The following is a 23,200-nucleotide window of genomic DNA, read 5'->3' on the forward strand; positions in this document are numbered from 1 at the left end:
CGGCGCCCCCGTGCTCCTTGAGGTGCACGGGGGCGGCGACTCCTGGTCGTCGGCTACTGGGCGAAGCAGAAAGCCTGGGTGGAGAAGCTCCAGCAGGTCAGGGGTTTGGTGACGGTGTCGGTGTGGCCGGACCCGTCGGTGACGGTCAGGTGGGCGGTGTAGTTCGCCTGCCGGTTGGGATAGGTGTGCGAGGCGGTCTCACCGGTGCCGCTCTGGCCATCGCCGAAGGCCCACGCGTACGAGGCGATGTCACCGTCCGCATCCGAGGAGCCGCCCGCGTCGAACTGACACGTCGCCCACTGGCACATCACCGTGAACGACGCCTCCGGCGGCTCACCGGCCGGCGGGACACCGGCCCGTACCGGCTTGGTGACCTCATCCGTGTTGCCCTCGTCATCCGTCACCATCAGCGTCACGTCGTACGTGCCCGCGGCGGCGTAGGAGTGCGAAGGTCGCACCCCCTGCCCCGTCGCGCCGTCGCCGAAGTCCCAGGCGTACGAGGAAATCGACCCGCCCTCATCCGAAGAACCCGAGGCATCGAACCCGCAGTCCAGCGACTCCGCACAGTCCGCCTCGAACGCCGCCGCCGGCACCCCCGGCTCACCGCCGCCCAGGTCGCCCACGTACAGCAGCTTGTTCGGGGAACCTCTGAGGTCGGTGATCTTGCCGGGCGTCGCGGAGTTCACGATCGCGGCGTTGAGGTCCGTCACCGAGGCGCCCGGGTCCGCGCTCACCGCGAGGGCGAGCGCGCCGGCCACGTGCGGGCTGGCCATCGACGTTCCGCTGCTCCCGCCGCTGCCGCCGCCCATGGTGGTCGAGGTGATGCTGGTGCCCGGAGCGAACAGGTCCACGCACTGTCCCCAGTTGGATGCCTGGCCTCCGGTCCAGATGCTGCGGCGGTCCTGGTTGTCCGACGCGGCGACCGTCAGCGCGGACGGCGTGCTCGCCGGGCTCGTGTTGCAGGCGTCGGCGTTGGAGTTGCCCGCGGCGACCGCCCACGGGACGCCCGCCGCGGTCGAGTTGGTCACGGCCTCGTTCACCGCGGCGTCCCGGGGGCCGCCCAGGCTCATGTTGCCGACCGCGGCCTGCGGAGCGTTCTCGGTGACGTAGTCGATGCCGGCGATGACCGCTTCGTACGAGCCGTTGCCGCTGCAGTCGAGCACCCGTACCGCGACCAGGTCGGCGTTCTTCGCCACGCCCCAGGTCTGGCTGCCCACCGTGCCGCCGACGTGGGTGCCGTGGCCCTGGCAGTCGCTCGCGTCGGCGTCGTCGTCGATGAAGTCGTGGCCGCTGCTCGCCCGGCCACCGTAGTCCGGGTGGTCCAGGTCCATCCCGGTGTCGACGATGTACGCCGTGACGCCGGAGCCGTCGTTCGGCGCCGTGTAGGCGTTGTCCAGCGGCAGGTCGCGCTGGTCGATGCGGTCCAGGCCCCACGTCTCGGCGGCCTCGACCTTCGCGTTCTGCTCGACGTAGCGCACGGCCGGGTCGGCCGCGAGCCGCTTGGCCTGCGCGGCGCTCATCTCCACGGAGAAGCCGCGCAGCGCCGCCGCGTACACGTAGCCGACCTCGCCGCCGAAGCGGTCGGTCAGGGCGTCGGCCTTCGCCGCGACGGATGCCTGGGCGCTGGGCGCCTTGGACGGTGCGCCGTCGAGGACGACGATGTAGCTGCCCTTGATCGCCTCCGGGGCGCCGGCGTTGACGATCCGCACGTCTGCTGTGGCGCCGGTGGTGCCGGCGGCTTCGGCGGCGCCGAGGCCGCTCAGTACGAGGCCGAGGGGCGCGGCCACGCCGAGACAGACTCCGGCGAGCCGCCTTCTCTTCCTTCTTGCGGGTTGTGACATGGATGTCTCCTTGTGGGAGTGGTGGAGGGTGCTGCCCGGTCCGGGCTGCGGACGGCCTGCCTACTGGGCGAAGCAGAAGGCTTCGGTGGAGAAGCTCCAGCAGGTCAGGGGTTTGGTGACGGTGTCGGTGTGGCCGGACTCGTCGGTGACGGTCAGGTGGGCGGTGTAGTTCGCCTTCCGGTTGGGATAGGTGGGCGAGGCGGTCTCACCGGTCCCGCTCTGACCGTCGCCGAAGTCCCACGCGTACGAGGAAATCGAGCCGTCCTCATCCGAGGAGCCGGAGGCGTCGAACGCACAGGTGAGGGACTCCGCGCAGTCGGCCTCGAACGCGGCCGTCGGCGCACCGGGGGTGGGGTTGCCGCCCCACTCGTCGATCATCTCGTTGGCCCAGTCGCCCATCTCGTTGGTGAGCCGGCCCCAGGCGCCATAGCTGTTGCAGCCGACGCGCACCCATGAGGCGACCCCGACGATCACGCCGTCGACCAGCATCGGGCCGCCGCTGTCGCCCTGGCAGATGCCGTCGTGGCCGTCGGCGTACCCGCCGCACACCATGTACCGGCCGTTGAACGTGCCGAAGGACCCGCACGTGTTGCTGCCATCGACGAGGGGGTAGTCCTCCACCTTGCGCATGTGGCCGAACTCGTTCTCGCCGTCACTCACGCGGCCGTAGCCGAGGAGCAGCGAGGAGTTTCCCGGCTGGGTGAGGTGCGCGTCACCGGAGTCGGCGACCCTGGGGTACTCGAAGCCGGCCGGCACGGGGATGTCGGTCTTGGTGACCACGATGCCGACGTCCCAGCCCGTCTGCCAGCCGTTCGGCGGCTGGTAGTTCGGGTGCTGGAAGTAGTGCTCGACCTCGATTTCGGTGCCGCCGGGCTGCGTCAGGTCGTCCGAGCCGTACAGCATCGTCTTCGTTCCCGCGCCGTCCTTGCAGTGCGCCGCGGTGACGATCACCCGGGGCGCGACCACGGCGGCGGTGCAGGTCTGGCCCTGCGGCCGGGGGCCGCCCTCGCGCAGCATCGCGATGACGAACGGGTGGTCGCGCACGTACGCCGGCTCGCCGCCGATGATCTGTGCGCTCGGGCCGTCGTGCGGCTTGGCTTCCAGCGGTGTGACCGCCTCGGACGGCGGGTCGTCGGGTGGCACGGCGGCCGCCGCCGACACCGCGGGGGCGAGTGTCAGCAGCACCAGGCCGGTGATCAGTCCGGCGATGCCGCCGGACCGCATTCGTCGTACGCCTCTCATGCACTCTCCTCGCGTGGCAGGCCACGTCATCGGGGGTATGTGACCGTGCCCCGAGAGGATCGGCAGGCGTGGAGAGGTAAACAATCCGCATAAGTGCCCGTAGGTCTACGGGTTTTTGCACGGCGACGCCGTTGCCCGTGTTCTCCCGGGAGCCTACGGATTGCTTGGGGGATTTGATTGCGTGGCTCTACGGATTGTTCCCGCGGTCAGGGCGCCACGCTGATGTCGGACCGCGAGCGCACGCCCAGCTTGCGCAGCACCTTGGCGACGTGCTGCTCGAAGGTGCGCGGCGAGAGGAAGAGCACGTCGGCGATCTCCCGGTTGGTCAGTCCCCGCGACGCCAACCGGGCGACGTCCTGCTCCCGTGGCGACAGCGCGCCGCCGTAGCCCCGCCGGCCGCGCCGGGAGGGCGTGGTTCCGCCGTGGCTGCGCACGTCGTGCCGGCAGCGGGCGGCGTCGCGGGCGGCGCCGAGCTGCTCGAAGGCGTCGGCGAGCACCGCGAGTTCGTCGCCGACGCCGACGTCGCCGAGGGCGAGCCGGCACAGCGTCCCCCGCTCGGCGGCCAGCGCCGCCAGGTACGGCGCGGGCAGCCGCTCGTACGCCGCGTGCGCCGCCGCGTAGCAGCCGGCGGCCGCGGACAGGTCGCCGTCCGTCTCCGCTAGTTCGCCCCGGCACACCAGCAGGGCGGCGTGCACCAGCGGCGCGTCGCGGTCGGCCACCTCGGTGGCCAGCTCGGCGACGAACGCGCGGGCCGGATCCGTACCCCCGGCGGCGAGCAGTGCGCCGACCGAGACCGGCGCCAGGTCGGCCGCCCACGTCCACACGCCCTTGCGGCGCAGCACGGCGATGCCCTCCTCGGCCGCGCCGGCGGCGCCGGCCGCGTCGTCCCGGGCCAGTCGCATCCGGGCCAGCCCGGCGAAGCCGGCGATGACCACGGGGGTGATCGCCTCGTTCGGCGCTTCGGTTCCCGTACGGACCAGGTGCTCCTCGGCCGCGCCCCACTCGCCCCGCGCGATCGCCAGCAGCCCCAGCACGAGGGACAGCTCGCTGGCCACCGGCAGCAGGTCGCGGTAGTCGGCCAGCAGCCGGTGCGCGCGGTCGGCGAGCCCGGACCAGTCGCCGGTGTACCAGTCGAGCCGGACCTGCGTCGACCGCGCCGTACTGATCACGAACGGGCTGCCCGCCGACGCTGCGAGCTGCGTTCCCGTCGCCAGGAACTCCCGGGCCTGCGCGAAGTGGCCGACGGTGGTGCAGGCGTCGGCGAGGTTGCAGCGCGCCCGCGCGAGCTGGCGCCGCTCTCCGACGTCGTCCGCGGCGTACGGCAGGGAGAGCAGGTCGGCCTGCACGGCCGGGTCGCCGACGTGCAGGCGGGAGCCGAGCAGGTTCGCCAGCAGGGAGATCCGCAGCTCGCCGTCGTCGCACCGGGCGAGCCGGCGCTCGGCCTCGGCCAGCAGCACCCGCTGTTCGGCGAACGGCGCCCCGCCGATGAACGGGGTGCCGAGCAGCGCGATGCCCTTCGCCGCCAGCCCGGGCCGCTGCTCGGACAGGTCCGCGACCGCGCGGCGTATCTCGGCCCGCGCCGCCTCCACCCGGCCCTCCTGCCGCACCAGCAGCAGCCCCAGGAACAGCCGGACCTCGCCGCGCGCCGCCGTCGACAACCGCCGGTCGTTCAGCAGCCGTTCGAGGGTCGCCACCGGATCGTGCGGGTCCAGGCCGCTGTACGCGACGGTGCCGAGCTTGACCGCGAGGCGGTCGACGTCCGGGCCGCGCAGGTCCGGCTCGGCCACCAGCCGGCGCAGCAGGGCGGTGGCGGCGGACGGGTCACCGACCGCCGTCGCCAGGTCGGCCGCACGCTCGCCGTAGTTCAGCCAGTCCGCCGTGCGGCCGGCGCTGCGGCTGTGCTCGGCAAGCTGCACCAGCGGCGGCGGGTCCAGCCTCGCCAGCGCACCGATCGCGGCGGCGTGCAGGTCCTGCCGGACCGGACCGCTCAGCGCGTCGTACACCGCCTGCCGGGCGAGCGAGTGACGGAAGCCGTACCGGGCCGGCTCGATCTCGAACAACACCCCCCGCTCGGCCGCCTGGGTGAGGGCAAGCCACGCGGTGTCGGCGTCGATCGAGGCGACGGCCATGAGCTGCTCGACCCGCGACGGAACGCCCAGGACGGCAGCCGCGTGGATGAGGCGGCGCGTCGGCGCCGGCAGCCCGGCGAGCCGGTCGGCGATCGCGTCGCGCAGCAGGACCGGCACCTCGACGTCGTCGAAAAGACGGTCGGTGAGACGTCGTTCGGTTTCCGCGGAGCCGTCTGCCGGGCCCTCCAGGGCGGCCGTCGTGGACCAGGAGCGCAGCAACTCCTCCACCACGAACGGGATCCCCGCGGTGCGCTCGTGCAGCCGGGCGGCGAGGTCGGCGGGAACCTCGTCCGCCAGGATCGCCCCGGCCAGCTCGGCAACCCCGCCGACGTCCAGCGGCGCGAGCCGCAGCACCACCCGAGCCACGGTGTCGGGCGGACGACAGGCCGCACCCAGCGGCGGCCGGCCGGCCAGGTCCTCGCGGCGGTACGTGACCACGACCGACAGCCCCGGCGGCGGGTCGCTCATCACGAACCGCAGCATCTGCCGGGTACCGTCGTCGGCCCACTGCAGATCCTCCACCACCAGCAACACCGGCCCCAGCGCGCCGAGGAACTCCCGGACGGCCCGCAGCAACCGGTGCCGCTCGGCGTGCGGGTCACCGATCGGCACCGGCTCCGGCGGCAGCAGATGACCCAGTTCGGGCAGCAGCGGCCGCAACGCGCCGACCACCGGACTCAGCTCCACGGCGGGCAGCCCGGCCGGCGCGCGCAGCGCCTCTATCAGCGCCCCGTACGGAAACGGCTCACGAACCTGCCGGCAGTGGCCGACCATCACGCGCAGCCGGCCGATACGCGGCTGCACGAGCAGCTCATGCACGAGCAGCTCATGCACGAGCAGCGTCTTGCCCACCCCCGCCTCGCCCTCGATCAGCACCATCGTCGAGCGGCTCGGGACGGTGTCGAGCAGCGCACGCAACTCCGCGCCACGGCCGACGAGCACCGGCGAGCTGGTACGCACCACGTTCGCGCCACGCCGTCCGCTGGCCATCTCACTCCTTTGTGATCCCGCCCGACAGCACTCCCCCACCCTAGGACGAAATGGTCATGTACACGCCCCTGTGTGCGGGGGCCGCCTTCCGGCACACACGGGTCCCTCCGCCGGGTGCGCCGCCCTCCGGAGCGCGTCCTTGATCGGGGCGGCGCTGGCGGCTGCCCCTTCCGGTCCACCCCACTACTCGGGCTCGCGTCCGGCGCCGGCCGGGCGGGCCTGTGTGAGCAGCAGCTCGCCCGGGCGCTCGACGTCGTCGAGGGCGACCTGGCGGTGCGTCAGGTACTCGGCACGGCGCGGCGCAGCGAGCTGTCCGTCCTCCACCGCATCGCGATGGCCGCGGCGACCTCGGGATCGTCGGGTTCGGCGGACTCGGCCGGGTGCTGCTCGCACGTACGAGGAGACGGCCCGCGGCGGCCTCGCGGTCAACGTGGCGGAGTGCCGAGGCCCACTCGGACCGAGCCGCGGCCTGGCCTCAGACCGCCACTCGCTGTCTCGCCGCCCTGTGCTGAACGATGCGGCCACCGGGTGACGGCGTGGTCAACGCCGCACCGCGGCCCCGCCGGTGAATCGGTCGATCAGCGCCGTCGCCTCGGCCGAACCCACGGCCTCCGCGATCGTGTCCACCTCGTCCCGGAGGCCGGCGGCCGGCGGCCGTCCGCCGGACGCGCGGATCATCCGCTTCGCCTCCGCCAGCGCGAACGGCGGCTGCGCGACCATGCCCTGGGCGATCTCCTCCGCTCGAGCGCCCGCGCTCCCCTCGTCCACCACCGCGGCGACCAGGCCCCAGTCGCGTGCCTCCGGCGCGGTGAGGACCCGCCCCGTGAGGGCGAGTTCAAGTGCACGCTGCCGGCCGACGGCCTGGGGCAGCAGGAAGGAGACACCGCAGTCGGGAGTCAGTCCCATCCCGGCGTAGGCCGACACGAACTTCGTGGAGCGCTCGGCAACGACGACGTCCGCGCTCAGCATGACCGCCAGGCCCGCGCCGGCGACCGCGCCGTGGACGCCGGCCACCACCGGCGCCGGGAGCGCCCGCAGCGCGCCCAGGGCGTCGCCGAGGACTGCGGCGAGTTCCCGGACGTAGCCTGACCGGTCCGCGGCCTCGGCCATGGAGCGCACGTCCCCGCCGGCACAGAAGCGCTCACCGTCACCGGTGAGCACGACGGCCCGGCACTCGTCCGTGGCGGCCCTGCGGACGGCCGCGGCGAGCGTATGCGCCGCCGCGAGATCGAGAGCGTTCGCCCGGCCGGTGCGGGCGAACGCGATGCGGGCGACGGCACCGTCGACGTCGTACCGGACATCCGTGCCGCGCGGGGCGATGCTCACGATCCGATCTCCTTCGGGAGGGGACGAGGGCGGCCCCGGGTGAACTTCCCTTCCCGGTCGGCCGGATGGCCTTCTGGATGAGCTCCGGTGCATGATAGACAGAGATTGTATATGATATTTGAACTGGAGGCTCACGTGCGTGTGCTCAACGGAATCGACGAACTGCGCGCAGCCGTCGGCGACCACCTCGGCTACAGCGGCTACAGAACGGTCACGCAGGCCGACATCGACGCGTTCGCCGCCCTGACCGGTGACCACCAGTGGATCCACGTCGACCAGGAGCGGGCCGCGTCCGGGCCCTTCGGCACGACGATCGCGCACGGCCTGCTCACGCTCGCGCTGGGGCCGCGGCTGGTGGGCGACGTCTACCGGATCGAAGGGACGCGGATGGGCGTGAACTACGGCTACGACCGCATCCGCTTCCCCGCCCCCGTCCCGGTCGACTCCAAGGTCCGGGTGGGCGCGGTGTTGGAGGCGGTCGAGGATGTGCCCGGCGGCGTCCAGGTCCGCATGGCGTTCACCTGGGAGATCGAGGGCGGGGACAAGCCCGCGTGTGTGGCGGCCATGCTGCTGCGCTACAGCGCGTGAAGGAGAGTGGAGGACGGATGCGTGAAGCGGTCATCTGCGAGCCGGTGCGTACACCCGTCGGCCGGTACGGCGGTGCGCTGCGCGACGTACCCGCGGTCGGCCTGGCGGCGACCGTCCTGCGCGCGCTCCTCGGACGCACCGGTCTGACCTCGGACGACATCGACGAGGTACAACTCGGCCAGTGTTACCCGACCGCCGAGGCACCGGCCATCGGCCGGGTCGCCGCGCTGGACGCCGGTCTGGACGAGACCGTCACAGGTCTGCAGATCGACCGACGGTGCGGCTCGGGGCTGCAGGCGGTGCTCAACGCCGCGATGCAGGTGCGTACGGGTGTCAGCGAGCTCGTGATCGCGGGCGGCACCGAGAGCATGAGTTCCGCCGCGTTCTACTCGACGGAGGCCCGCTGGGGCACGAAGGGCGGGGCGCTCACCTTCCACGACGCCCTGGCGCGCGGGCGCACCACCGCGGGCGGGCAGTTCCATCCGGTGCCGGGCGGGATGCTGGAGACGGCGGAGAACCTGCGTCGCGCGTACGGCATCTCCCGGCTGGAGCAGGACGAGCTGGCGCTCACCTCCCATCTGCGTGCCGTCGAGGCCCAGCGCTCGGGCCGGTTCGCCGAGGAGCTCGTCCCGGTGGAGGTGGCCGGGCGCAGAGGCGCGACCGTGGTCGACACCGACGAGCATCCGCGGCCGGACGCGTCGTTGGAAGCGCTGGCACGGCTGCCCCCGGTCATGGGCGGGGACGACGACCAGGCGACGGTCACGGCCGGCAACGCCAGCGGCCAGAACGACGGCGGCGCGGTCTGCGTCGTCACCCACCCGGACAACGCCGAGCGACTCGGCCTGCGCCCGCTGGCCCGGCTGGTCTGCTGGGCGGTCGCCGGTGTGCCGCCCCGCACCATGGGCACGGGCCCCGTCCCCGCCACCCGGACCGCGCTGGAACGCGCGGGACTGAAGCTCGCAGACATCGACCTCATCGAGATCAACGAGGCCTTCGCCGCCCAGGTCCTGGCATGCGCGCGGGAGTGGGGCTTCGGGGCGCCCGACTGGGAGCGGACCAATGTCAACGGATCCGGGATCTCCCTCGGCCACCCCGTCGGCGCCACCGGCTGCCGCATCCTGGCCACGCTGCTCCGGGAACTCGACCGCCGCCAGGGCCGCTACGGCCTGGAGACGATGTGCATCGGCGGCGGCCAGGGCCTGACCGCGATCTTCGAACGGGTCACGGGCTAGCAGTCATGTTAGGACAGGTGGGGGACGCGTGTGCCGGGCGCGCCGGCGAGCCCGTGCGCCGCCACGCACGCTCCGGTGCCACCGCCCACAGACCGACTGTCCGGAGATCTGGAAGAAACCGCCCAGCGCCGACCCGCCACAGGGCAAAGGAGCCTCGATGAAACTTCTCGACGGGCGGACCGCGATCATCACCGGCGCCGGCCAGGGCATCGGCCTCGCCATCGCCGGGGTCTTCGCCGCCCACGGCGCACGGCTGGTCGTCGCCGACGTCAATCCCGACGCGGCCGACGCCGCCGCCGAGGCCCTGTCCGACAGCGGGGCACAGGCCGTGTCCGTACGCTGCGACGTCACCGTCGAAGAGCAGGTGGAGGGGCTCGTCGGAACGGCTGTCGGACGGTACGGCGCCCTGGACGTCCTGGTCAGCAACGCGGGCATCACCCGGGACGCCACGCTCCGCACGATGACCGCCGCTCAGTTCCGCGAGGTCATGGACGTCCATCTCCTCGGTACCTGGCTCGGCATGAAGTACGCCGCGCCACACATGCGCGAGCGGCGCAGCGGCGCCATCGTCAACATCTCGTCGATCTCCGGGAAGGTGGGCCTGCCCGGGCAGACCAACTACAGCGCGGCCAAGGCGGGCGTCGTCGGCATGACGAAGGCGGCGGCCAAGGAACTCGCGCACCGGGGGGTCCGGGTGAACGCCATCCAGCCCGGTCTGGTCCGCACCGCCATGACCGAGGCGCTGCGGCCGGAGGTCTGGCAGGAGAAGCTGGCGGGAGTCCCGATGGGCCGGGCGGCGGAGCCCGCGGAGATCGGCACGGTGGCGCTGTTCCTGGCCAGTGACCTGTCGAGCTATATGACCGGTGCCGTGCTCGAAGTCACGGGTGGCCGCCACATGTGACGGCCACCCCGCACGGGGCGGAGCGCGATCAGCCCGGGCGGACGATCCGTTCCGCCACCTGCCAGCCCCCGGCGGTACGCCGGAGGGTGTCCCGGTACGAGCCCAGCGAGGCGAGCACCGGCCGCCCTCCGGTGCCGATGAAGAACTGCCAGCACGACTCGGCGACCGCCTCGTCCCCGTGGGCGGTGACCGCGACCGTGCTGACCACGTGCCGGGTACCGGTGCCCGGCCCGGCGATCCTGGACGCCCTGCGCTCGGCGCCGGCCGCGCAGATCTCCGCGCGGCCCTTCCGCACCACCTGCCCCGGCATCTCCCAGCGCGCGTCCTGCGTGAAACACGCACCGTACTCCTCGAGCGTGCCCGTGTCGGAGCTGTGCGCGATCCGTGCGAGCACGTTCCGGATCTCGAACTGGGCACGCGCCTGCGAACCGTCGGGCCCGGCCATCGCCGTCACCTCCCTGTTCCCCACGACCGCCCGCCTACCGCAGCCCGGGCGCGCGGGTGCCGAACAGATCGGCCGCGATCGAGGCACCGAGGGCCGTGGCGTCCCAGCGCCTCTCACCGCTGCAGATGGTGCGCGCCTCGTGCCAGCCGCCCATGAGGTGGATCTTGTCGTGGATGGCGCGGATCACCTGCCCGGTCACATGCTGGGCCTCGTCGCTCGCCAGCCAGGCCACCAGTGGAGAACTGCCCGCCGGGTCCATCTGGTGGTACTCGTCCGCACCCAGTTCGTCGGGTTCGAACGCCACCAGGCCCCGGGCCATCGTGGCGGTGAGCCGGGTCATGCCGCCGGGCCCCACGGCGTTGACCGTCACACCGAGCCTGTACAGCTCGAGGCTGGTGGTGAGGGTGAGGCCGACGATCGCCGCCTTGGCCGTGGCGTAGTTCGACTGGCCCGTGTTGCCGCTCAGCCCCGCGCCGGAGGTCGTGTTGATGACACGTCCGCACAGCCGCTCCCCCGCCTTCACCCGCTCTCGCCAGTGACGTGCCGCGTGGTGCGTCGTCAGCCAGGAACCGCGCACGTGGACGCGCAGCACGGTGTCGAAGTCCTCCGGCGTCATGTTCCAGATCATCCGGTCACGGGCGATGCCCGCGTTGTTGACCACGATGTCCACCCGGCCGAACTCCGAGACGGTGCGCTCGAAGAGGGCTTCGACCCGGTCGGCGTCCGACACGTCCGAGTAGTCGGCGACGGCGATGCCGCCGCGCCGGGCGATGACGTCGACCACCTCGTCGGCGTCCTTCCCTTCCCCCTCGCCGCGCACGGACGCGCCCACGTCGTTCACCACGACGCGTGCGCCGTGTCCGGCCAGTTCCAGAGCATGGCCGCGGCCGATCCCATGGGCCGCGCCCGTGACGATCGCGACCTTGTCCTCAAGAAGACGGGGCATACGCACCTCCCGAACTCATTGCAGATTATATATATTATCCATAACTTGAGAGGGGGTACAGCATGCCCACCACAGATCCGCGCGCCGATCTACGCTGGGGCACCACCGGAGGGCTGCTGAGCGACGCAGCCGCACGGCTGGGTCCCACAGAAGCCGTGGTCGACGGACCGGTCCGCTGGTCGTACGCCGAACTCGATGCCCAGGTCACCCGGCTGGCCCGGTCGTTCCTCGCGAAGGGACTGGCCAAGGGCGGCCGGGTGGCGGTCTGGGCCCCGAACTGCGGCAAGTGGATCGTCACGGCCCTCGCCCTGCAACGGGCCGGCGGGGTGCTGGTACCGCTCAACACCCGGTTCAAGCCGGCCGAAGCCGCCTACATCCTGGCCAGGAGCGAGGCCCAGATGCTCGTCGTCACCGGCGAGTTCCTCGGCCGTGACTACGCGGCCGGGCTCGCCGCCGAGGCGGGACCCGGTGAGGGCGGCCTCCCCTACGCCGCGTTGCCGTCCCTCACGACCGTGGTCGTGATGGACGGCGACGCGGCGGCCCCCCTCCTGTCCTGGGAGCGCTTCGTGGACCTGGGCGCGCGGGTGTCCGAGGCGGACGTGTCCCGGCGGGCGGGCGTCCTCGGACCCGACGACCTGTCCGACATGCTGTTCACCTCGGGCACCACCGGCCGCCCGAAGGGCGCGATGAGCACCCATGGCCAGACCCTGCGGGCGTACGCGGTCTGGGCCCAGGTCGTCGGGCTGCGCGAGCGAGATCGCTACCTCGTCGTGAATCCCTTCTTCCACGGCTTCGGCTACAAGGCCGGCTGGCTCGCCTCGTTGATCGTCGGGGCCACCGTCCTGCCCGAGCGCACCCTCGACGTACCGCACCTGCTCGAGGTCGTCCGGGACGAGCGTGTCACGGTCCTGCCCGGCACCCCGACGCTCTACCAGACCATGCTCGAGCACCCCGACTTCCACGCCGACGGCGTCGCGGACCTGCGGCTGGCGGTGACCGGTGCCGCCAGTGTGCCGCCCAGTCTGCTGGCGCGGATCAAGGAGGAGGTCGGCTTCGACCACGTCGTCACGGGCTACGGCCTCACCGAGTCCTGCACGATCGTCTCGATGTGCCGGTACGACGATCCCCCCGAGACCGTGGCGACGACCTGCGGCCACCCCCTGCCCGGCCTCGAGGTCGCCGTGCACGACAGCGCCGGCGCGGCCCTGCCGCCGGGGCAGGAGGGCGAGATCGTCGTGCGCGGATACACGGTCATGAAGGGGTACTTCGGCGAGGACTCCGAGACCGCGGCCGCCATCGACGCGGACGGCTGGCTGCACACCGGCGACATCGGCCTGCTCGACCCCGACGGCCGGCTGCGCATCACGGACCGGATGAAGGACATGTACATCGTCGGCGGGTTCAACGCCTACCCGGCGGAGATCGAACGCATCCTCGACGGCCACCCCGGCATCGCGCGCTCAGCCGTCGTGGGGGTCCCCGACGTGCGCCTGGGCGAGGTGGGCGCGGCCTTCGTGATACCGCGGCGCGGTACGACGCTCGAGCCGGACGCGGTGATCGCGTGGGCCCGGGCGAACATGGCCAACTACAAGGTGCCCAGGCAGGTCCACGTGGTCGCGGACCTGCCGGTCAACGCCGCGGGGAAGGTCGTCAAGGGTGAACTGCGCGATCGCCTCTCCGCAACCGGACACGGCTGATCAGGCGGTGCCGAAGGCGCCGGCCGCCCGCAGCTCCGCGATACGCGCCTCGCCGAGACCGAGGAGGTCACGCAGGATCTCCCCGGTGTGCTCGCCTGCCGACGGAGCCCTGCCGGACGCCGCCGGAGGGGGCTCGCCCACAACCCGTACGGGGAAGGGGAGCTGGTCCGCGCCCAGCCGGTCCGCGCCTTGCCAGGGCATGCGGTCGGCGAACTGCGGGTCCGCCGCGATACCCGCCGGCGTGTTGACCGGGGCGATCGGGACGTCGTGCGCCAGCCCCAGCTCGACCCACTGCGCCGTCGTGCGCCGCCGGAAGACGCCGGCCAGCTCACGCCGCAGCCACAGGTCGCCGCGCGCGTGGTCGGCGAGTCGGGCGCCGGGCCGGGCGTCGTAGAGGTCGTCCCGGCCGGCGGCCGAGCAGAAGTTCTTCCAGAACTTCTGCTCGGAGGCCATGAACAGGATGTGGCCGTCGGCCGAGGCGTAGAACTGGTACCGCACGCCGTCCGCCATGCCCGCGGTGCCGGGCGGGCGGCGTTCGAACCCGTCGGACGGGTTGCCGGTCACCTCCTCGGCCGGGCGCTCGTAGGCCCGGTGGCCTTCGCTGCGCAGCCAGTCGAAGGCGGCGGCGGCGTCGGACTGGGCGACTTCGAGGTGGCAGCCGGCGCCGCTCTCCCGGGCGCGCAGCACCGCCGCCAGGATCGCGGCGGTGCCGAACAGCGGGCCCGCCGTGATGCCGATGGAGGTGTGGTCGGGGATCGAGGGCAGGCCCCCGGGTCCGGGCACCGGCGCGACGGTACCCGCCCACGCGTCGTAGGCGATGCCGTGACTGGGCAGATCGCGGTACGGCCCGGTCATGCCGTAGCCGGAGACGGTGAAGAGCACGACGCGCGGATTGGCCTCCCTGAGCCGTTCGTAGCCGAGCCCCCGGCGGTCGAGTCCGCCCGGGCGCATCGCCTCGACGACGACGTCGGCGCCGGCCACGAGCGCGAGGAAGACCTCGCGGCCCGCAGCCGTCCGCAGGTCCAGCACGATGCTGCTCTTGCCGCGGCTGATGTGCAGGTGCAGCAGCGAGTCCCCCTGCACGACGGGCCAGCTCATCTTCCGGATGTAGTCGCCGCCCGGCGGCTCCACTTTGATCACGTCCGCGCCCAGGTCGGCGAGCGGGGTGGACACCGCTCCCGGACCGAGCATCGAGCACTCCACGACCCTGAGTCCGGCAAGCAGCCCGGAACCCACCGGCGCGTCGTCTCTCACCTTGCGACTCCCTCCGTCGAAGCAGTAGCGTTGATTGTATATAATATTTGGGAGGCTGTGTGGGCTCGGACTACGTGTCGGTGCCGGGACTCGGCGTGCAGGTCGACGGTGTCGTCCTGCGCATCACCCTGGACAACCCGGAGCGCCGCAACGCGCTCGACGACACCTCCGTCGCGGCGTTCATCGCGGCGCTCGAACGGGCCGCGACGGACGAGCGGCTGCGCGCGGTGCTGCTTTCCGGCGCCGGCGGGACGTTCTGCAGCGGTTTCGACATCCTCGGCCGCAACGCCGGGCGCGGGGGTGACCCCAGGCCCCGGACCGGCAGCATCCAGCGCAGGCTGCCCACCCAGGCGGGCCGGCTCATCCCCCTGCTGTGGGAGGTCCAACTGCCGGTGGTCTGCGCGGTCCGGGGCGCGGCCGTCGGCATCGGGGCGCAGCTCGCCCTCGTCGCCGACTTCACCGTCGCCGCGGCCGACGCCCGCCTGTGGTATCCGTTCGTTCGCCGTGGCTTCACTCCGGACTCCGGCAGCACCTGGCTCCTCCCCCGCGCCGTCGGGCCGCTCAGGGCCCGGCAACTGCTCATGCTCGGCCGCGCCGTGACCGGCACCGAGGCGGAGGACTGGGGTCTCGCCCACGCCGCGGTCCCCGACGACGAGGTCATGGCCACCGCCGAGCGGCTCGCGGCGGAGCTGGCGGACGGCCCCACCGTGGCCCTGGGGCTGACCAAGGCCCTGCTCGCCGCCGGCGCCGATCACGACCTGCGCAGGCAGCTCGCCGACGAGGCGTACGCCATGGAGCTGAGCAGTCGCAGCCCGGACTTCCGCGAGGGCCTGCGGGCCTTCGCGGAACGCCGCGCCCCCGGCTTTCAGGGCCGGTGACGGCGGAACCAGGCGACCGCGTCGCGCACCGTGTCCTCGATCGGCCGCGGCGTCCAGCCCAGCTCCGTCCTCGCCCGGGAGTTGTCGTACGGGCCGAACCCGCAGGCCAGTTCGACGGCTTCCGGGCGCAGGTCGACGTGGTGACCGCCCAGCCTGGCCGCGCTCGCGACGACCCGCGCGGCCGCCATGGCCCAGCGCACCGGCACGGGACGGGGTGGACGACGGCCCGACGCGCCTGCCGCCAGGGCGAAGAGGCGCTCGTGCGCGACCTGATCGGCGACCACGATGTAGCGCCGTCCGGGCCGTCCCCGCTCGGCCGCCAGGACCATCGCCTCGGCGGCGTCCCTGACGTCGACGCACGGCATCGTGGCGCTGAGCGCGAACCGCAGCCGGCCCGTGGCCGCCCGCCGGAGCAGCGCGCCCTGCGGGGTGGGTTGCGTGTCGCCGGGGCCGAAGGTGGTGCCGACGCACATGGAGACACCGCCGAGCCCGCGCTCGCGGCAGTAGCCGAGCAGGCGCCGCTCCCCTGCGACGCGCGACCTCACGTACGCCGGAGCCCCGGCCCAGTCGAACGCGTCCTCCTCCGTCGCCGGGCGGCTCCGGGGGCGGCCGACGGTCGCGATGCTGCCCGCGAGCACGAACCGGTGCACGTGGGCGCGTACCGCCGCGTCCATGGCGTTGGTCAGGCCCCGGACGTTGCACGCGAACAGCGGCGCCGGATCGCGCAGCAGCGCCCGGGTGTCCACCGCGCAGTGGAAGACGGTGTCACAGCCGGACGCCGCCGCCTCGAGGGACGCCGTGTCAAGCAGGTCGCCGTAGCGCAGGTCGGGGTCGAGGCCGCGCAGTCCGGCCAGGTCGCTGGTGGTACGCACCAGGGCACGCGGCCGGTAGCCCCCGGCGTGCAGCAGGCGGACCACGTGCGAGCCCAGGTAGCCGCTGGCACCCGTCACGAGCACGGTCCTCATGAGGCGTCAGTCGTCCTTCCACTCCGGCTCGCGCTTGGCGGCGAACGCGGCGGGGCCCTCGGTCTGGTCCGGATGCCCCCAGAGGCCGACCAACTCGGCCGCCCCCGCTCTGCACGCGTCCGTGAGCCCGTACTCGAGCGCGCCCCACAGCGCCCGCTTGGTGGCGCGCAGCGCGGCCGGCGAGTTCATCGCGATCTTCTCGGCCAGCGCCTGCGCCGCGTCGTGGAGCCGGTCCGGAGGGTCGACAAGTTCGCCGACCAGGCCGAGTTCCCAGGCCCGGCCGGCGGGCATGCGCTCGTACCGGCCGACCAGCGCCATGCGGAACACCGCCTCGGCCGGCATCTTGCGGATCAGGCCGATCGTCTCGACGGCGCTGACCTGGCCGACGGAGACGTGCGGGTCGGTGAACGAGGCGTCGGCAGCGGCCAGCACGATGTCGGCGTCCGCCACGAAGTGCAGGCCGCCGCCCGCGCAGACGCCGTTGACGGCCGCGATCACCGGCTTGTCGATGCCGAGGTGCCACGCGGTGAAACCGAGGTCGAAGTTCTCCAGCGAGTCGCGGTAGCGCTCCATGCCCTGGCCGTCGGTGGCCAACTCGACGACGTCCGCGCCCGTCTGGAAGTCACGGCCGTGTCCGGCGTTGACGATCACCCGGACACCCGGGTCGGCCGCGAGCTCCCCCCAGGCGGCGCGCAGTTCGTCGCGCATCGCGCTGTTCATGGCGTTGCGGCGGTCGGGCCTGTTGAAGACCAGCCAGCCGACCCGGCCTCGGCGGAACACGTCCAGGGTCGTGTAGCTCATGCGGGGTCCGTCCCTCCGTGGTCCTCGCCGGTCAGGCGCGCGACGAGTGTGCGTCTCACGACCTTTCCGATCTCTGTTCTCGGGAAGTCGTCGACCAGGTGCACGGCGACCGGCACCTTGTAGCCGGCGAGCCGGCTGCGGACGAACGCCCGCAAATCCTCCGGTACGGGCGGGGGGGTACGGCCCGGGACCGGCCGTACCCACGCCACCGGCACCTCGCCGAGCCGTGCGTCTGGCACGCCGGCCACGCATGCGTCCGCCACCCCGGGGTGGTCGCGCAGGACCTCTTCGACCTCGTCGGGGACCACCTTCAGTCCACCGCGGTTGATCATGTCGGAGACCCTGCCTTCGATCCACAGGAAGCCCTCCGGGTCGAGCCGGCCGAGGTCGCCGGTGCGCAGGAAGCCGTCCCTCAGACGGTCCCGGGGCAGATCAGCCCCCGGTGAGGCGAACGGGGATCTGATCCAGATCTCGCCGACGGCGTCCGGCGCCGCCTCGACCCCGTCCTGGTCGAGTATGCGGACCTCGACCCCGCCGTGCGGTCTGCCGACCGCACCCAGCTTCGCGGCGCCGTGCTCGCGCAGGTCCGCGGCGGTCCAGCCGACGACCTCTCCCCCGAGTTCTGTCTGCCCGTAGGAGTTGAGCACGCCGACGCCGAACCGCTCGTGGAAGCGGCGGGCCTGCGCCGGGGAGAGCGGGGCGGTGACCGACCGTACGTAGCGCAGGGGCCGGAGGTCGGTGACGCGGGGATCGTCGCACAGCATGGTCATCATGGGGGGCGCGAGGATCGTCGAGCGGATCCCGAAGCGCTTGACCATCGCCGCGTAGTCCGCGGGGTCGAACGGGTCGAGGAGCACCACCTCCGCACCGAGGCGCAGGGCGAACAGCGTGTTCCAGATGCCCGCCCACAGGGCCAGCGAACTCGGCACGAGGTTCGGCATCGGACGCTCTGCACTCTGCTTCCCGGCTCCCCGGAGCCGGTCGACGACCGCGTCGATGCCCTTGCGGACCCCCTCGTGCTCCAGCACGACGGGCTTCGAGGCGCCGGTCGTCCCGGACGTGCGCATCACCAGTGCCACGTGCGGACCGAACCGGCCGCCGGACCGGGACCGGCCGGCCTCGCCGACGGTCCATCCGCCGTCGTGGACGAGCCGGCGGTAGTCCGCGGACACCCTGGCGGCCTGACCGCTGCTCGCGATGACCGCCGCCGGATCCGCGGCGGCCGTCTGCCCTGCGACCTCGGCGTCCGTCAGCCGGGCGTTGACCGGTACGTAGACGCCTCCGGCGAGCCACGTCGCGAACATCGCCGTGACCGCGAGCGGGCCACTGTCGACCACGCAGGCGACGGGTGCGCGCTCGACCGGCCCGAGCAGCCGCGCGAGGGTCTCGGCCCGGCCGGTCAGCTCACCGAGGGTGAAGGCGCCGTCGGGCCAGTGCACGACCGGCGCCCCCGGCGCGGCGGGGTGCTCCAGGAGGAACGAGCTGAGGCTCACCGGGCGGCCACCAGGTGCTGCGCGAGGGGCTCCAGATGCTCCTCGGGTGTGCCGAGGAGCTCTCGGCTGGTCCACGCCCGTTTCAGGTACAGGTGGGCGTCGTGCTCCCAGGTGAAGCCGATCCCGCCGTGCACCTGGATGTTCTCCGCGGCGACGGCGACGAACGCGTCCGAACAGTAGACCTGGGCGACGGCCGCGGTGACCCGGAGATCCGGAACCGCGGCCGGCGCGCTCCCCTCGGGCGGGGGCGCGCTCGCACCTTCGCCCCCCAGATGCCCGGCGGCGGCGTACGCCGCGGCGATCGCGGCGGAGTTCGCCGACTCCACTCTGATCAGCAAGTCGGCGGCCTTCTGCTTGGTGGCCTGGAAGGAGCCGATGGCGCGGCCGAACTGGACGCGCTGCCCGGCGTACTCCACCAGTGTGTCCAGGCACTGCGCGGCGCCCCCGGCCTGCTCGCAGGCGAGCATGGCCCGTGCCACGTCGAAGGCACCCTCCAGCGCGCGGACCGGGTCACGGCCGGCCAGCAGGGTAGCCCGCACCCGGGTGAACGTCAGCCGGGCCTGACGGCGGGTCTGGTCGAGGCAGACGAGCGGCTGCCTGGTGAGCCCGCCGCGGTCCGCCTCGACGACGAACAGGGCCACGGCGCCTGCGAGTCGGGCCGGGACGAAAACGAGGTCGGCGGTATGACCGTCGATCACATGGTCCGCCACGCCGTCCAGTACGTAGCCGCCGTCCTCGATCCGCGCCTCGATCGGCCGGCCGGTCAGCACCGGCCGGCCGGTGCGGTCGCTCGTCACCACGGTCGCGGTGAGCGCGCCCGCGCACAGGCCCGGCAGGTGGCGCTTGCGCGCCGGGTCGTCGTCCGAGAGGAGCAGCAGCGGTATCGCCAGGCCCGCGGTCGCCAGCAGCGGGCCGCAGAGCATGCGCCGTCCGGCCTCCTCGAAGACGACGCCCTGCTCGACCGCGGAGAGGCCGGCACCGCCGTACTCCTCGGGAACGGCCAGGCCGGTGACACCGAGTTCGCCGCACAGGCGCAGCCACAGCGCCGGGTCCCAGCCGTCGGCCATCTGCCGGCGTACGCGGGCAGCGGACGAGAGGTCGCCCAGCGCCGCCCGCGCGGTCCGGCGGAGCGCCCTGAGGTCGTCTGCCGTCATGCGCGGCCTCCGGAGAAGGTCTCGATGGTGGCCTCGAACGCCGTGTCGAGGGTGCCGCCGGGTGGGTCGGGCAGCCGGACCGGCCCGTGTGTGCGGCTCGGCAGCAGGATCGTGGCGCTCGCCGGCGAGGTGGTCTCCCACCGCTGGTTGCGGGTGCGCAGGTCGAGGTCCACGGCGGGCCGGTCGCCTTCGGCGAGGTAGCGCCGGGTCACCTCCCCCTCCGCCCACTGCACGTCGCCCACGTAGTTGAACCTGCGGAACTCCACGCGCAGCCGCCACAGCCAGGCGTCGTCGCCCATCCAGTCCGTGCACGCGTGGATGAGCCAGGTCTCGCGCATCCGCCCGTAGTCGAAGGTCGTGGGGTTGCCGGACTTCCGGGCGAAGGCGGGGTCCCAGTGCACGCGCTGCATGACGTCGGGGATCCCGAGGTCGTCGCGGTGGTAGAAGCGCGGAATCCGGCGGCGGTTGCGGTGGGCCAGGCGCAGCGGGGCCACGCCGTACACGCCCATTCCCATCCCGACGTGCCAGCAGACCATGTCGGTCACGGTCAGCGGCCCTTTGACGAGCGGACCCACCGGGTCGCCCACCCGTACGTCCTCCCACCAGCGCGGCTCGCCGCCCCGCGGGCGCTCGGCCGCCACCTGCTCGTCGAGTGCGGCGATGCGGTCCTCTGTCCACGACTCGGCCTCGATGTCCGCGTACTTCCCGCGCTCGCGCGCCTTGCCGCGTTCGGTGCGGTACATCATGCGGTGCTGGGCGCCGAGGAGCACTCCCGCCGCGGTGCGGTAGACCTGGGACGTCCACTCCTGCACGCCGCGCCCGCCGAACTCGCCGGGCTTGTCGACCACTCCGACCAGGGCGGTCCTGCGGAAGATCCGCTGATCGGCGGTCAGCGGTGCCCACCACTCACGCTCGCTCGCCGCGTAGAAGGCGTGCACCCCGCGCAGCGGGTCGCCGCGCAGCCCCTCCTGGCGGGCCGTGTCGGCTTCGGTGAGCAGGTCCTCGCCGATGAGGCTGTCACCGCCGACGAGCGGCGGGGGCGCGATTCCCTCCTTCCACCGCGTCGCCGGCGCGTATGAGGGGTCGCACCACAGGGGGTTGTCGTCACCGTACGCCACCGCCACGTGGCGGAAGGCGTCCGCGCCGGGCCGCAGGTAGTGCGGCGGCACCGGATACGCCTGTGGCACGCCGATCCTCGCGCGGAGCCGGGCGACCCCCTCGTCCGTGATCGTTCCGGCTGCCGCCGACTCCGACATCCCCGGCCTCCTTCGCGGCTCACAGTCAGGGGAAACTTGTATCATCGATATGATATACAATCAACGTGCGCAGTGACGATCCCCTCCTCCTCGACAGACGAGGGCCCGTGGGCTGGCTCGTCTTCAACCGGCCCGACACCGGCAACGCGATGGACGCCGCGATGATGGAGCGCCTCCCGCAGGCCTGGGCGGAGCTCGCGGCCGACAACTCCGTCGCCGCGATCGTGGTCACGGGCAGCGGCCGCTCCTTCCAGACGGGCCTCGACGTGCGCCAGCTCAGCCGGGACCCGCAGGCCCTGCGTGCGATGTCGCGCCGCACCCGGCAGGCCGACCTGCGGCTGACGGGATGGCACCTGGGTGTCGGCAAGCCGGTCGTCACGGCGGTGAACGGCGTCTGTGCGGGCGGTGGGCTGCACTTCGTCGCCGACTCCGATGTCGTCCTGGCCTCCGAGACGGCCACGTTCCTCGATCCGCACGTCAGCCTCGGGCAGGTCAGCGCCTTCGAATCGATCGGCATGGCCCGCCGCGCCGCGTTCGGGACGGTCGCCCGCATGGCCCTGACCGGCGCCCAGGAGCGGATCCGCGCGCGGGAGGCACGACGCCTGGGCTGGGTCAGCGAAGTCGTCGCCGCGGAACGGCTGGCCGGCCGGGCCCAGGAGCTGGCCGAAGCCGCGGCCCGCCATCCGCGCTCGGCCACGGCGCGCAAGACGGCGTTGTGGCACGCGCTGGAGACGGGCCTGACGGAGGCGAAGGAGACGAGGGGATGACCGAGAGGAAGGGGGACCAGACGATGAAGGCCGATCTGGCCGACTGCCGCACCACCGACCAGGCGAGGGCCGCCGCACGGGACTGGCTGACGCGCCGCGTACCCGGCGCGTGGCGCACCGCGGCCGAATCGGGCGGCCGCAGTGCGGTACGGCGGATACGGACACCGGACGAGTACCGCGCCTGGTACCCGGAGTTCGCCCGCAGCGGCCTGGTCGTACCGCGATGGCCCCTCGACTACGGCGGCCTCGGCTGGCCGGGCGAACTCGCCCGGGCGGCCGAGGCCGAGCTCCGCCCGTACCACCTGCCGCGGCTCAACCCCCTCGGTCTGAACCTCACGGCCCCGGCGCTGTTCGCCCACGGCACCCACGAGCAGCGGCTGCGCTTCCTGCCGGCGCTGGTCTCCAACGAGGAGGTCTGGTGCCAGTTGTTCAGCGAACCGGGCGCGGGCAGCGACCTCGCGTCCCTCGCGACGTCGGCGGTGCGCGACGGCGAGGTCTGGCGGATCACGGGGCAGAAGGTGTGGACCACCTGGGCCCACCTGGCCGACTTCGGTGTTCTGCTCGCCAGGACCGATCCGGACGTACCCAAGCGCGAGGGGATCACGTACTTCCTCCTCGACATGCACCAGCCGGGCGTGGACGTCCGGCCGCTGCGGCACCTCGGCGGCGAGGCCGAGTTCAACGAGGTCTTCCTCGACGGCGCCGAGGTGCCGGACGCCCAGCGGGTCGGCGAGGCCGGTGCGGGCTGGACGGTGGCCCGCGCCACGCTGAGCGGGGAGCGGCAGATGGTCTCCGGCGCGGGCTCCGGAGGAGTCGACCGTATCGGAGGCACCGGAGCCGGACGTCTCATCCGCCTCGCCGAGGACCGCAGCGCGCAGGGACTCCCCCACGGCTGGGACGACACGGCGACGCGCCACGCCCTCGTCCGGCTGTGGTGCGAGGAGCAGATCCGGTCGTGGACGAACGCCCGGGTCCGCGCCGGTGTCGCCGCCGGATTCCCGCCCGGCCCCGAGAGCTCCATCGGCAAGCTCCACGGGTCCGAGCTGAACCAGCGGCTGCAGGAGACGGCCGCCCGGATGCTCGGCCTGGGCGCGACGGCCTGGACGGGAGACCCCGCCGGCTACGCCGAGGAGATGCCCCCCGAGGTCGGCGCCATGCTGCGCAGCCGCGCGAACACGATCGAGGGCGGCACCAGCGAGGTCAACAAGAACATCCTCGCCGAGCGCGTGCTCGGCCTTCCCAAGGAGGCCGACCCGTGGGAGGGCCGGCCCTGGCGCGAGGTACCCCGAGGCTGA

The 23,200-nt window shown here is 73.0% G+C and carries 20 protein-coding genes; 7 read left to right on the forward strand and 13 right to left on the reverse strand.

All coding sequences use genetic code 11. The features are described 5' to 3' along the window. Positions 1–53: 53 nt before the first annotated feature. From O7599_RS01315 to O7599_RS01335, 5 genes are all read right to left on the reverse strand, one after another. Positions 54–1,841, reverse strand: coding sequence for a PKD domain-containing protein (locus tag O7599_RS01315; RefSeq protein WP_281620188.1), 1,788 nt, complete (start codon positions 1,839–1,841; stop codon positions 54–56). 60 nt (positions 1,842–1,901) lie between these two features. Continuing rightward, positions 1,902–3,083: a trypsin-like serine protease gene (locus O7599_RS01320; protein ID WP_281620189.1), complete on the reverse strand. Its 1,182-nt coding sequence runs from the start codon at positions 3,081–3,083 to the stop codon at positions 1,902–1,904. Positions 3,084–3,289: 206 nt separating this feature from the next. Further along, positions 3,290–6,202 carry a LuxR family transcriptional regulator gene (locus tag O7599_RS01325; protein ID WP_281620190.1) on the reverse strand — a complete coding sequence of 971 codons (2,913 nt, stop codon included), beginning with the start codon at positions 6,200–6,202 and terminating at the stop codon, positions 3,290–3,292. 183 nt (positions 6,203–6,385) lie between these two features. Continuing rightward, entirely contained in the window at positions 6,386–6,526 is a 141-nt protein-coding gene (locus tag O7599_RS01330; protein WP_281620191.1) for a hypothetical protein, read from the reverse strand. A 216-nt stretch (positions 6,527–6,742) separates the two neighbouring features. Continuing rightward, the gene (locus O7599_RS01335; protein WP_281620192.1) at positions 6,743–7,528 is read right to left on the reverse strand and encodes an enoyl-CoA hydratase/isomerase family protein; all 786 of its coding nucleotides are present in this window, start codon (positions 7,526–7,528) and stop codon (positions 6,743–6,745) included. Between the two features lie 135 nt (positions 7,529–7,663). Between O7599_RS01335 and O7599_RS01340 the strand changes: the two genes are divergently transcribed. The 3 genes from O7599_RS01340 (at position 7,664) to fabG (ending at position 10,249) form a co-directional block, all read left to right on the forward strand. After that, a complete protein-coding gene (locus tag O7599_RS01340) occupies positions 7,664–8,116 on the forward strand; it encodes a MaoC family dehydratase (protein ID WP_281620193.1) in 453 nt (150 codons plus the stop codon). A gap of 17 nt (positions 8,117–8,133) precedes the next feature. Then, positions 8,134–9,348 (forward strand): acetyl-CoA C-acetyltransferase, encoded by a 1,215-nt coding sequence (locus tag O7599_RS01345; protein WP_281620194.1) that lies wholly within the window; start codon positions 8,134–8,136, stop codon positions 9,346–9,348. 157 nt (positions 9,349–9,505) lie between these two features. After that, on the forward strand, positions 9,506–10,249 hold the full coding sequence (gene fabG, locus O7599_RS01350) for a 3-oxoacyl-ACP reductase FabG (protein WP_281620195.1): 744 nt from the start codon (positions 9,506–9,508) through the stop codon (positions 10,247–10,249). Positions 10,250–10,277: 28 nt separating this feature from the next. On the opposite strand, the gene O7599_RS01355 is transcribed toward fabG, so the two are convergent. After that, on the reverse strand, positions 10,278–10,718 hold the full coding sequence (locus tag O7599_RS01355; RefSeq protein WP_281620196.1) for a nuclear transport factor 2 family protein: 441 nt from the start codon (positions 10,716–10,718) through the stop codon (positions 10,278–10,280). A gap of 10 nt (positions 10,719–10,728) precedes the next feature. Further along, complete coding sequence (locus tag O7599_RS01360; RefSeq protein WP_281620197.1) at positions 10,729–11,640, reverse strand: SDR family oxidoreductase; 912 nt, start codon at positions 11,638–11,640, stop codon at positions 10,729–10,731. Positions 11,641–11,702: 62 nt separating this feature from the next. On the opposite strand from O7599_RS01360, the gene O7599_RS01365 reads away from it, so the two are divergent. Then, positions 11,703–13,337 (forward strand): FadD3 family acyl-CoA ligase, encoded by a 1,635-nt coding sequence (locus tag O7599_RS01365; protein WP_281620198.1) that lies wholly within the window; start codon positions 11,703–11,705, stop codon positions 13,335–13,337. Here O7599_RS01365 and O7599_RS01370 read toward each other — a convergent pair whose 3' ends face one another. Then, positions 13,338–14,591: a CoA transferase gene (locus O7599_RS01370; RefSeq protein WP_281620199.1), complete on the reverse strand. Its 1,254-nt coding sequence runs from the start codon at positions 14,589–14,591 to the stop codon at positions 13,338–13,340. Between the two features lie 59 nt (positions 14,592–14,650). Between O7599_RS01370 and O7599_RS01375 the strand changes: the two genes are divergently transcribed. Continuing rightward, complete coding sequence (locus tag O7599_RS01375; RefSeq protein WP_281620200.1) at positions 14,651–15,469, forward strand: enoyl-CoA hydratase-related protein; 819 nt, start codon at positions 14,651–14,653, stop codon at positions 15,467–15,469. Here O7599_RS01375 and O7599_RS01380 read toward each other — a convergent pair. The 5 genes from O7599_RS01380 to O7599_RS01400 are packed head-to-tail and all read right to left on the reverse strand — an operon-like array spanning position 15,457 to position 21,138. After that, entirely contained in the window at positions 15,457–16,434 is a 978-nt protein-coding gene (locus tag O7599_RS01380; RefSeq protein ID WP_281620201.1) for an NAD-dependent epimerase/dehydratase family protein, read from the reverse strand. The two genes, O7599_RS01375 and O7599_RS01380, sit on opposite strands and share 13 nt — an antisense overlap. Positions 16,435–16,440: 6 nt before the next feature. Next, positions 16,441–17,235, reverse strand: coding sequence for an enoyl-CoA hydratase/isomerase family protein (locus O7599_RS01385; protein WP_281620202.1), 795 nt, complete (start codon positions 17,233–17,235; stop codon positions 16,441–16,443). Beyond that, on the reverse strand, positions 17,232–18,728 hold the full coding sequence (locus tag O7599_RS01390; protein ID WP_281620203.1) for a fatty acid--CoA ligase family protein: 1,497 nt from the start codon (positions 18,726–18,728) through the stop codon (positions 17,232–17,234). The genes O7599_RS01385 and O7599_RS01390 overlap by 4 nt, the downstream gene beginning before the upstream one ends. Then, positions 18,725–19,882 carry an acyl-CoA dehydrogenase family protein gene (locus tag O7599_RS01395; protein ID WP_281620204.1) on the reverse strand — a complete coding sequence of 386 codons (1,158 nt, stop codon included), beginning with the start codon at positions 19,880–19,882 and terminating at the stop codon, positions 18,725–18,727. The genes O7599_RS01390 and O7599_RS01395 overlap by 4 nt, the downstream gene beginning before the upstream one ends. Then, on the reverse strand, positions 19,879–21,138 hold the full coding sequence (locus O7599_RS01400; protein WP_281620205.1) for an acyl dehydratase: 1,260 nt from the start codon (positions 21,136–21,138) through the stop codon (positions 19,879–19,881). The genes O7599_RS01395 and O7599_RS01400 overlap by 4 nt, the downstream gene beginning before the upstream one ends. A gap of 65 nt (positions 21,139–21,203) precedes the next feature. Between O7599_RS01400 and O7599_RS01405 the strand changes: the two genes are divergently transcribed. Together O7599_RS01405 and O7599_RS01410 are read left to right on the forward strand one after the other, a co-directional pair. After that, entirely contained in the window at positions 21,204–21,905 is a 702-nt protein-coding gene (locus O7599_RS01405; protein ID WP_281620206.1) for an enoyl-CoA hydratase/isomerase family protein, read from the forward strand. Continuing rightward, the gene (locus O7599_RS01410; RefSeq protein WP_281620207.1) at positions 21,902–23,200 is read left to right on the forward strand and encodes an acyl-CoA dehydrogenase family protein; all 1,299 of its coding nucleotides are present in this window, start codon (positions 21,902–21,904) and stop codon (positions 23,198–23,200) included. Before O7599_RS01405 ends, O7599_RS01410 begins: the two co-directional genes overlap by 4 nt.

This window comes from Streptomyces sp. WMMC500 (assembly GCF_027497195.1).
Lineage (GTDB): Bacteria > Actinomycetota > Actinomycetes > Streptomycetales > Streptomycetaceae > Streptomyces.